A 9,970-nucleotide genomic window follows, 5' to 3' on the forward strand; every position below is an offset into this window, starting at 1 on the left:
CGTGCAGGCGGCCTTCGTGGATGCCGAGGACGGCGCCACCATCAAGACCAGCATCGTGGCCGCCGGCATCCCCGCCGTGGGCACCACCTCCACCCTGCTCAACGCCGGCATCAACTTCACCTTCTGAGCCGCCCGCCCTTCGCGCTCCGCAGCCTTCAAAGGAAGATCAACATGAAATTCACCCCGATGCGTCTGACCGCCTGTGCCGGTGCCCTGCTGATTGCCGGCGCCGCCTTCGCCGCCGAAACCCGCCCCGGCTACGCCGACCCGGACAACTGGCCGCAATACCACCGCAGCTACAACGCCTGGCGCTACAGCCCGCTCACCCAGATCAACAAGAGCAACGTGAAGAAGCTCAAGGTGGCGTGGATCCATCAGCCGGGCAACATCACCCACGGCTTGCAGGCCACCCCCATCGTGGTGGACGGGGTGTTGTACTACATCTCGGCCGACAACAATGCCTGGGCGGTGGATGCGGCTACCGGCAAGACGATCTGGCACTACACCGCCAAGCTCAACCCCATTGCCAAGCAGGCCTTCTACGCCTCCGCCAGCCGCGGTGTGACCGTGGGCCGCGGCAAGATCTTCATCGGCAGCCTGGATGGACGCTTCATCGCCCTGGACCAGAAGACCGGCAAGGAGGTGTGGAGTACCCAGCTCACCGACCCCAAGACCCAGTACGGCGCGCTCTTCTCGGCCCCGCCGCAGCTGGCCGGTGATGTGCTGTTTGGGGGCACCACCGGTGGCGATCAGCCCATCGCCGGGAAGATCTACGCGGTGAACGCCGACACCGGCAAGCCCGTGTGGAACTTCGAGGTGATCAAGAACGACCCGGCCAGCTGGCCCGGCGACAGCGGCAAGGTGGGCGGCGGTTCGGCCTGGATGCCCGGCACCTACGACGAGAGCACCGACACCATCTACATCGGCACCTCCAATGCCGCGCCCGACTACTACACCCCCGGCCGCGAGGGTGACAACAAGTACACCGCCACCCTGCTGGCCATCGACCCCAAGACCGGCAAGCTCAAGTGGCATCGCCAGGAGATCCCCCACGACACCTGGGATTTCGACTCCGCCTACGAGGCCCTGCTGGTCAAGAAGGACGGCAAGGACGTGATCGTCCACCTCAACAAGAGCGGCTTCGTGTTCGTGATGGACAAGAAGGATGGCGCCCTGGAAAACGTCTGGCAGTTTGCCGAGAACATGAACTGGGCCAAGGGCATCGACCCCAAGACCGGCGAACTGATCGAGCCGCGTCGCCCGCAGCCCGGCAAGCGCGAGCTGCTGTGCCCCAATCTGCTCGGCGCCCGCAGCTGGAACCACGGCGCCTACAACCCGGGCACCGGCCTGTGGTACTCCCATGCCATGGAGGTGTGCAACGAGGTGGTCTCCGGCAAGGATGATCCGTCCAACCTGACTGCCATCTCCTCCCTGTCCCTGGGCATCGACGAGATCAAGCTGGTGCCGCCGCCGGGTGGCAAGAAGCCCGACGGTCGCCTGGATGCCCGTGACCCGATCACCGGCAAGCTCAAGTGGAGCATCCGCTATGAGCTGCCGCCCCTGTCCAGCGTGCTCACCACCGCCGGCGGACTGGTGTTCACCGGTGACATGGAAGGCCGCCTGTATGCCTACGACGCCGACAACGGCAAGGAGCTGTGGCGCTTCAATGCCGGCTCCGGCGCCCGCGGCGGCCCGGTGAGCTACGCCGTCAAGGGCAAGCAGTACATCGTGATCCCCACCGGTCTGGGTTCCCACGCGCCGGGCTTCCTGGCCGGCGCCTTCCCGCAGATCAAGGATCTGCCTGGTGGCGCCGCCCTGATCGGCTTCACCCTCGAGTAAGCACCGCATTTGCTCCGCGGCACGACCAGGCCGGACGCGGCAGATCGTGCTGTTCTCCGGGTGCGGCGCAACCTCCACGCGCTGCACCCATTTTTTTCAAGGATGGATAGAACAACATGAAAAGGCTCAACGGACTCCGCAACCCCCTCCGCCCCGCGCTGTTTGCCATCGGCGCCGCCTTTGCCTGTGCGACCCTGGCGGTGGCGCTGCCAGCGGATGAGGGCAAGGCCCGTTTGTCGGCGGGCAAGAGCCGCTTCGACGCGCTGTGTGTGAGCTGCCATGGCACGGAAGGCGCCGGTGTGGCCTCCGGTACTGCCACCGCCAGCTATGGGCCCAAGCTGCTCGGCCGGGCCGATCTGGACGAAGCGCGCATCCGCGACCGCATCATCCACGGCAAGCATGGCGACAAGGCCATGCCTCCCTGGGGCACGGTACTCGACGAGGCCGCCATCGGCCAGCTCACTGCTTACGTCAAACTGCTGACCGCGACACCTGCCGGTCAGCATGCGGCTGGGCCGCTGGCCCCCTTCGACCTCAATGACGAAACCCGCATCGCCGCCGGCAAGCGCCGTTTCGCCAAGACCTGCGCCGGCTACTGCCATGGTTTCGAAGGCGTCGGCGGTCGCGCCCCCGACTTCAAGGGACGCACCGACCTGCCCCCCGAACTCGCCTACGAGACGATCTACAAGGGCCGTCAGGGCGCCGACGTGATGCCGCCTTGGGGCAGCGCCTTCACCAATGAACAGATCTGGGAGCTGGTGGCCTACCTGCAATACCTGGGAAAGCAGCAGCCCTGATGTGCATGCTTCCCACTGATCCCAAGATGGAGCGGCGTCCCCACAGGAAATAGCGCGCCCCTATTCATCGAATTGGCCATGGGCTGACGGCACAGGGAAGGGATTCAATTTCCGCCCTGCGTCAGCCCTTATTCGGAGACGTCTGTCTCCGATGTCTCAGGCCATTCGATACACCTGTCTCCTGATTCTCGTATTGCAGAGAGGTTTTCCCCTGCAATAACGGGAATTTCAGCCCTGGCAAACTAATTGCAGAGGGCCTCTTGCCGCTGGCTATTTCAGGCCAGTGGAGTTTCGGTGTTCCGGGTTGGGATTCCGGGACGAAAAAAACAAGAGGAGACATTCATGATTCAGCACACATCCATACCCCGCACTCCGCTCCGGCGCAGTGTCTGTGCGGTGGTCTTGCTCTCGGCTCTGTCGGCTCCGGCGCTGGCCGAAACCAACGTGGCGATCTACGGGATCATCGACGCGGGTCTGCTCTACCAGAGCAAGACCGACCCCAACGGCAAGAGCAAGACCTCCATGGAAACCAGCGGCTTGCGCCAATCGGTGCTGGGTTTCAAGGGCGACCGGGACCTGGGCCGGGGCCTGGAAGGCTTCTTCAACCTGGAAGTCCATTACGACACCAACAACGGCAAGCTGCATGGCACGGGCGACGCCCAGGGCACCGGCACCCCCTTCTTCCGGCGCCAGGCCAACCTGGGCCTGCGCGGTGACTGGGGCAGCGTGACCTTCGGCCGCCAGTACGGCCCGGCCCTGCTGGCCCACATCGGCACCGAACCGCGGGCCTTCAAGGAGCAGTTCTCCAACCTCTACGCCTGGGCCTACAACCAGTACGCCGCCACCGCCGGTGCCCCGGGCACCGACCGCAACACCAACAACGACGTCGGGATCTTCTTCAGCAACGCCATCCAGTACCGCCACACCGTGGGCCCGGTGAACTTCGGCATCCTGTGGGCGCCGGGCGGCCAGTCGGGCAGCACCCAGAAGAACACCGCCTGGGCTGCGGGCGCCACCTACACCGGGCCGGTGACCCTGTCCGCGTCCTACCAGGTGATCAAGGACGAAGCCACCGCCAACGACAACGTGCGCCATGGCGGGCTGGGCGTGGCAGTACCCTTCGGCGCCTTTACCTTCAAGGCCAACTACCTCAACGCCCGCAACGAGACGAGCACCGGCACCAATGTCTCCAACGTGAATGGCATCGGCGTGGGCGTGGACTGGAAGTGGCACCCGGAGCACACGGCGACGCTGGCCTACTACGACAACAAGGACAAGCGGAACAGCCGGGACCATACCCGCAACATCGTGATCAGCAACGACTACGCCCTGCGCAAGGACACCACGATCTACGTGCAGGCGGCCTTCGTGGATGCCGAGGACGGCGCCACCATCAAGACCAGCATCGTGGCCGCCGGCATCCCCGCCGTGGGCACCACCTCCACCCTGCTCAACGCCGGCATCAACTTCACCTTCTGAACACGGTTGCGGGCCTGAACGCCCGAATCATCACGGAGCAAAGAAAATGAAAACCCGTCAAACCCTGATCTCCACCCTTGTTGTGGGTGTCCTTGCCAGCACCAGTGCGCTTGCCGCCGATGCAGTCGGCAACTGGCGCGAATACAACGCCGACAAGAGCGGCTCCCGCTTTGCCGCGGCGCCCGACGTGACCGCCGAAAGCGTCAAGTCCATGAAGGTGGCCTGGCGCTGGGCCATGCCCGACAACGCCATCGCCGCCGACAATGCCGAGCTGCGCACCTGGGTGAATGAGTCCACGCCGATCGCCGTGGATGGCGTGCTGTACACCACCACCCCGATGAGCCTGGTCTCCGCCATCGACGGTGCCACCGGCAAGACCTTGTGGACCTATGACCCCAAGGCTTACCAGGACGGGACGCCCCCCAACCTCGGTTTCATCAACCGCGGTCTGACCTACTGGGAGGAGGGGGCCGACAAGCGACTGATCCTCGGCACTGGCGACGGCTACCTGATCGTTCTCGATGCGAAGACCGGCAAGCCGGTGAAATCCTGGGGCGACAACGGCCGGGTGGATCTGACCAAGGGGCTGCGCCGCCCCGTCGACCGCTCCCTGGTGGCGGTCACTTCGCCTCCCATCGTGTGCGGCAACCAGATCATCCCCAGCATCGCGGTTCTCGACTCGTTTGCCGTGGGCCGTCAGCCCATGAAGAGCCACCCGCCGGGGGACATCCAGGCCTTCGACATCAAGACCGGCAAGCGCGCCTGGCTCTTCCAGCAGCCGCCGCAGAAGGGTGAGACGGGCAACGAGACCTGGGAGAACGACTCCTGGAAGACCACCGGCTCCGGCAACATGTGGGCGCGCCCCAGCTGTGACGAAGAACTGGGTCTGGTGTACCTGCCCTTCTCGACACCCACCAATGACTTCTATGGCGGGCATCGCAAGGGTGACGGGCTGTTCGGTGAATCCCTGGTGGCGCTGAACGCCCGCAGCGGCAAGATCGCCTGGTATTACCAGATTGTGCACCACGGCCTGTGGGACTACGACCTGCCCACTGCGCCGAACCTGATGGACCTGACGGTGAACGGCAAGAAGATCAAGGCCGCCGTGCAAGTGACCAAGCAGGGCTTCGTCTTCGCCTTCGACCGGACCAACGGCAAGCCGGTGTGGCCCATCGAGGAGCGGCCGGTGCCCCAGTCCACCGTGCCGGGCGAGAAGTCCTCCCCGACCCAGCCCTTCCCGACCCTGCCCGCACCTTTTGTGCAGCAGGGGGTGACCGAAGACGACCTCCTCGATCTGACGCCCAAGCTGAAGGATGAGGCGAAGAAGATCCTCAGCCGCTACAACTATGGCCCCCTGTACACCCCCCCGACCCTGGACAAGGCCGGCACCCTGCAGGTGCCGGGTGTGCTCGGCGGAGCCAGTTGGGTGGGGGCTGCGCACAACCCGCGGACCAATGTGCTCTACGTGCCGTCCTTCACCATCCCCTTCGGCATCAAGATCAAGAAGGAGAACACGGGCGTCTATGAATACACCGGTACCTGGGCCGGCGTGGGCGGGCCGCAGGGGCTGCCCCTGTTCAAGCCGCCGTTCTCCACCGTGACTGCCATCGACATGAACACCGGCAAGCATCTGTGGCGCATTCCGGCAGGGAAGGGCCCGGTGGATCACCCGGCCATCAAGGATCTGAACCTGGATCGGGTCGGCGTGCCCCGTGAGAGCTTCGTGGCGCTCACCGACAACATCCTTTTCCTCGCACCGGAAGGCACGAACAGCGTGCTGGGCCTGTCGTCCCGCGGCAACGCCCTGATCACCCAGGCGACGGCCGACGAGAAGGAGCCCTACCTGTACGCCCACGACGCAAAGTCGGGTGAGCTGGTATCGGAGCTGCGCCTGCCGGGTGCGGCTTTCGGCAGCCTGATGAGCTATCGCGCCAAGGGCAAGCAGTACGTGATCGTGCCGATCGGCGGGGCAGGGCTGCCGTCCGAGCTGGTGGCCGTCCAGGTCAATTGATCCCGTGATCCATGCCGGCCGGGCGTTCTGGATGTACGTCCGGCCGGCACACCCATTTATTCCCTCCCCGCAGATCGACGATCAAAAAAATAACGGAGACGAACATGATCAACAAATCGAGCCTGATGGCCTGCGCGCTGGCGAGCTTTCTCGCGCCGGCCCTGGCCTTCAATGCAGTCCTCCCCGAAAAGGCCGCGGAGGCGCCCAGCACGAGCAAGCCTGAAGCCGTCAGCCCGGCCTTGCCCTTTGAACTGACCAACAAGGCCCGCATCGTATCCGGGCGCGACCGCTTCCAGTCCACCTGCGCCGCCTTCTGCCATGGGCATGAGCCAGCCCTGTTCATCGGCCGCGACGGGCTGGAGCCCCAGTACGTTTACAACACCATCCGCGATGGCGGCAAGGGTGCAACCCCGATGCCCCCGTGGGGTGAGGTGTTCTCTCCCGAGGAAATCTGGGAGATCGTGGCCTACCTGAAATCCCTGGGCAAATGGTGAGTCGCTGCCGGGCCTCCGCGCCCTGAGCGACCGACCCCCTCCGGCGCAGGACTCCTTCCTCCTGCGTTTTCACGGGCGACCCTGGCAGGCCGCCCGTTTTTTTTGGCAGGGGCCTCAGAAATCCCGCCGATTGGGCGGAACAATGTTGAGGCGGGCGAGCTTGCGGTAGAAGGTGGCGCGGGACATGCCCAGCTCCTGGGCCGACACGGTGACCTGCCACTGGTTGCGGCGCAGGGTCTCGAGCATGCGCTCGCGAAGGCGCAGGTCCTTCTCCTTCAGGGGCGGAAGGTCGCTGTCGGGCAGCAGGGCCACGGGGGCCGGGGCGACGAGAACGTCTTCCCGCAGCGGGCGTGGCCCGCCCAGGCGCGGCCCGAAGAACAGGTCGGGCGGGAAATGGGCCGTGTGCAGCAGATTGCTGTCGCAGATGGCGCAGGCGTAACGCATGGCGTGGCGCAACTGGCGGATGTTGCCGGGCCAGCCGTGGCGCATCAGCGCGTCGCGGGTTTCCGGGGCGAGACGCAGACCCTCCCGGCCCATGGCCTTGATCTCCTCGGCCAGCACCCGGTCGATCACCTCGCCGATGTCCTCCCGCTCGCGCAGGGGCGGCAGGATGAATACGGCGCCATTGAGACGGTAGTACAGATCCTCCCGGAAGCGCCCGTCTTCGACGAGAGCCGGCAGGTTCTGGTGGGTGGCGCAGATGATGTGCAGTTTCACCGGGATCGGCTGTTCGGCACCCAGGGGCTGAACCTCGCCCTCCGCCAGCACGCGCAGCAAGCGGCTCTGAAGCACCAGGGGCATGTCGCCGATTTCATCGAGGAACAGGGTGCCCTGATCCGACTGTACGATCTTGCCCCGGGCGCCCTTGGCGCGGGCTCCGGTAAACGCGCCGTCCCGGTAGCCGAAGAGTTCGCTTTCAATCAGGCTTTCCGGAATGGCGGCACAGTTGAGGGCTACAAAGGGTTGCTTGTGGCGGCTGCTGCAGTCGTGAACGGCCTTGGCAAAGGCCTCCTTGCCGGTGCCGGTCTCGCCCAGCAACATGACCGGGATGTCCCGGTTGGCCACCTTGAGGGCCCGTTGTACATTGGTGCGCACCCGGGAGTCGCCGGTGGCCAGGTGACCGAAACCCCTGGCCTCGCTGCAGCCGTTGAGGTCGTTGGTGTCCCGTTCCAGGGCCGGAATGCTGTGGCGTCGGACATCCGGTGCCCGCAGCAGGCCGAAGATGCGCTCTCCGTTGTCCGTCACCCGCAGGGGGAGGGCCTGGCCGGGGCGGGCGTGGGCGGCGGCCAGCAGGTCGGCGGCCGAGCATTCGAACAGGTCGGAGACGCTCTGGATGTGCCGCCCTGGCCGGGACAGGAGTTCCCTGCGGGCGCGCCGGTTGCCGCCGACGAACATACCCGCATCGTCGAAGGCCAGCAGGTAGTCGGTGTGCACGTTCATCAGCTCGGGCGTGCGGCCGAGCTGAAGGATCCAGTGGTCGCGCAGGCTGTAGAAGGCGAAGGCGTCCTCAATCAGGCGCGCTTTCTCGATGACCATCTGGAACACCAGCATCTGACTGTCCCGGTGTTCCGGTGAGTACAGGGCCGAGGCGTCGAGCACGGCGAGAGGCCGGTCGTCGATGCCGAAGATGGGGGCCGAGCTGCAGGTGAAGCCGATGTTGTGGGAGCGGAAGTGTTCGCCCCGATGGACCAGGATAGGCTGGCCATCCACCAGGCTGGTACCTACCCCGCAGGTGCCTTCGTCCATTTCCGACCAGCGGGTGCCGTTGCGGAAGCCCTGGGCCCGGAACTCCTTGTCCTGCTCCGGTACGGTGCGGAAGTCCACGGTCACGCCGGTGGCATCGGTCATCAATACGCAATAGTTCGATGGGCGTAGCTGCTCGTGGAGACGGTCAAGCCCCTCTCGCGCGATGCGCATGAATGCATCGAGCTTGTCCCGGTGTTCCCGTAGCTCCTGTGCCGTGACCACTTGCGGTGTGCTGGCCAGGCCAGGGTCCACCTGATACTTGCTGAGAGAGCGTTGCCACGAGCGTGCCAGCCGGTCGTGCACCGGGTGTCGCGACAGTACGACGCCCCTCTCCACCACCTCCACCACGCGTTCCACGTGGCGGGCGATTTCGCCTTGTCCCCGAATCATTTTATTTCCCCCTTATATACCGGGAGTGTATTTACGGAATTACATCCTTTGGTGGACGCGAAGACTATTCCGCTACGGCAATTAAATCAATGCTGACGTTTGTCTCGGGGAGGTGAGACAGGTGTCTCATTTTCTCGGCTTTTTGAATCATCTCAATTTTCATTTTGTATGGAATGCTGGGGTGCTGCGAAGCACAAATAAATAAAAGAAGTGCATTCAAGTTAATGTTTTTATGACTTTTTTATAAAGTCGCAGTGCCGCAATCGGCGAATTCAATATGGGTGTGGCACGCCCTGTGCTGAATGAGCATCCAATTACCCGAATGAATTGCGGCCAATCGTGAAACAGTGCTCCTCCTCCCCCATCGTCGGCATCGTGGCCAATCCCGCCTCGGGGCGGGACATTCGCCGGCTGACCAGCAAGGCGCTGGTCTTTCCCACCGTGGAGAAGGTCAACATGATTGAGCGTCTGCTTGGCGCCCTGGGGGCGACCGGGGTGGAGCGGGTATTGATGATGCCGGACCTGGTGGGGATATCCGCAGGGCTCACCCGGGCCATCGACGGGCATCGCGCTGATCGCGATCAACCCTGGCCCGCGGTGGAATTCCTGTCCATGCGGCTTTCCCAGGGGGCCGCGGACACGGTCGAGGCCGTGCGCCGCATGCGTGAGGCCGGCGTGGCGGTGATCGTCGTGCTGGGGGGCGATGGCACCCATCGCATCGTCGCTGGTGAATGTGCGGACACCCCCCTGGCAACCCTTTCGTCCGGTACCAACAACGCCTTTCCCGATCTGCGTGAGGCCACCCTGACCGGGCTGGCGGCCGGCCTGGTGGCCACCGGCGCGGTGGCGGTGGAGGCTGCCGCCCGGCGCAACAAGCGTCTGCGGGTGCGCTGCGCCGGCCAGGAAGAGCTCGCCCTGGTGGATGTGTGCGTGACCCGCCTGGCGCATGTGGGCGCCCGCGCCGTGTGGGATCCGGCCTCCATTGCCGAGCTGTACGTGACCTTTGCCGAGCCCGGCGTGATCGGCCTGTCCAGTATCGCCGCCATGCATACGCCTGTGGGCCGTGACGAGCCCCGGGGGGGCTGGGTGCATTGCGCCCCGGCCGGCCCGGCGGTGCTGGCGCCGATTGCCCCGGGTCTGGTGAGGCCCATCGGTATTGCCGCTGCCGGGGTGCTGCCGCCCGGGCAGCCCATGGCCATCGGGGCCCTGCGAGG

The 9,970-nt window shown here is 65.1% G+C and carries 7 protein-coding genes; 6 read left to right on the top strand and 1 reads right to left on the bottom strand.

The features are described 5' to 3' along the window. Positions 1–171 precede the first annotated feature (171 nt). From J0L98_RS19990 to J0L98_RS20010, 5 genes are all read left to right on the top strand, one after another. On the top strand, positions 172–1,839 hold the full coding sequence (locus tag J0L98_RS19990; protein ID WP_296413783.1) for a PQQ-binding-like beta-propeller repeat protein: 1,668 nt from the start codon (positions 172–174) through the stop codon (positions 1,837–1,839). Positions 1,840–1,955: 116 nt separating this feature from the next. Next, a complete protein-coding gene (locus J0L98_RS19995) occupies positions 1,956–2,636 on the top strand; it encodes a c-type cytochrome (RefSeq protein WP_296413785.1) in 681 nt (226 codons plus the stop codon). 342 nt (positions 2,637–2,978) lie between these two features. Then, positions 2,979–4,115 (top strand): porin, encoded by a 1,137-nt coding sequence (locus J0L98_RS20000; protein WP_296413787.1) that lies wholly within the window; start codon positions 2,979–2,981, stop codon positions 4,113–4,115. A gap of 46 nt (positions 4,116–4,161) precedes the next feature. Further along, entirely contained in the window at positions 4,162–6,126 is a 1,965-nt protein-coding gene (locus tag J0L98_RS20005) for a pyrroloquinoline quinone-dependent dehydrogenase (RefSeq protein WP_296413788.1), read from the top strand. Between the two features lie 104 nt (positions 6,127–6,230). Continuing rightward, a complete protein-coding gene (locus tag J0L98_RS20010; protein WP_296413790.1) occupies positions 6,231–6,620 on the top strand; it encodes a cytochrome c in 390 nt (129 codons plus the stop codon). A gap of 114 nt (positions 6,621–6,734) precedes the next feature. Here the strand turns inward: J0L98_RS20010 and J0L98_RS20015 are convergent, their stop codons facing one another. After that, positions 6,735–8,756, bottom strand: a complete 2,022-nt coding sequence (locus J0L98_RS20015; RefSeq protein ID WP_296413792.1) for a sigma-54-dependent Fis family transcriptional regulator — start codon at positions 8,754–8,756, stop codon at positions 6,735–6,737. A gap of 339 nt (positions 8,757–9,095) precedes the next feature. On the opposite strand from J0L98_RS20015, the gene J0L98_RS20020 reads away from it, so the two are divergent. Next, on the top strand, positions 9,096–9,970 hold an 875-nt coding region (locus J0L98_RS20020), incomplete at its 3' end, for an NAD(+)/NADH kinase (protein ID WP_296413795.1).

The sequence above is a fragment of the Zoogloea sp. genome (genome assembly GCF_017302315.1).
Taxonomy (GTDB): Bacteria; Pseudomonadota; Gammaproteobacteria; order Burkholderiales; family Rhodocyclaceae; genus Zoogloea.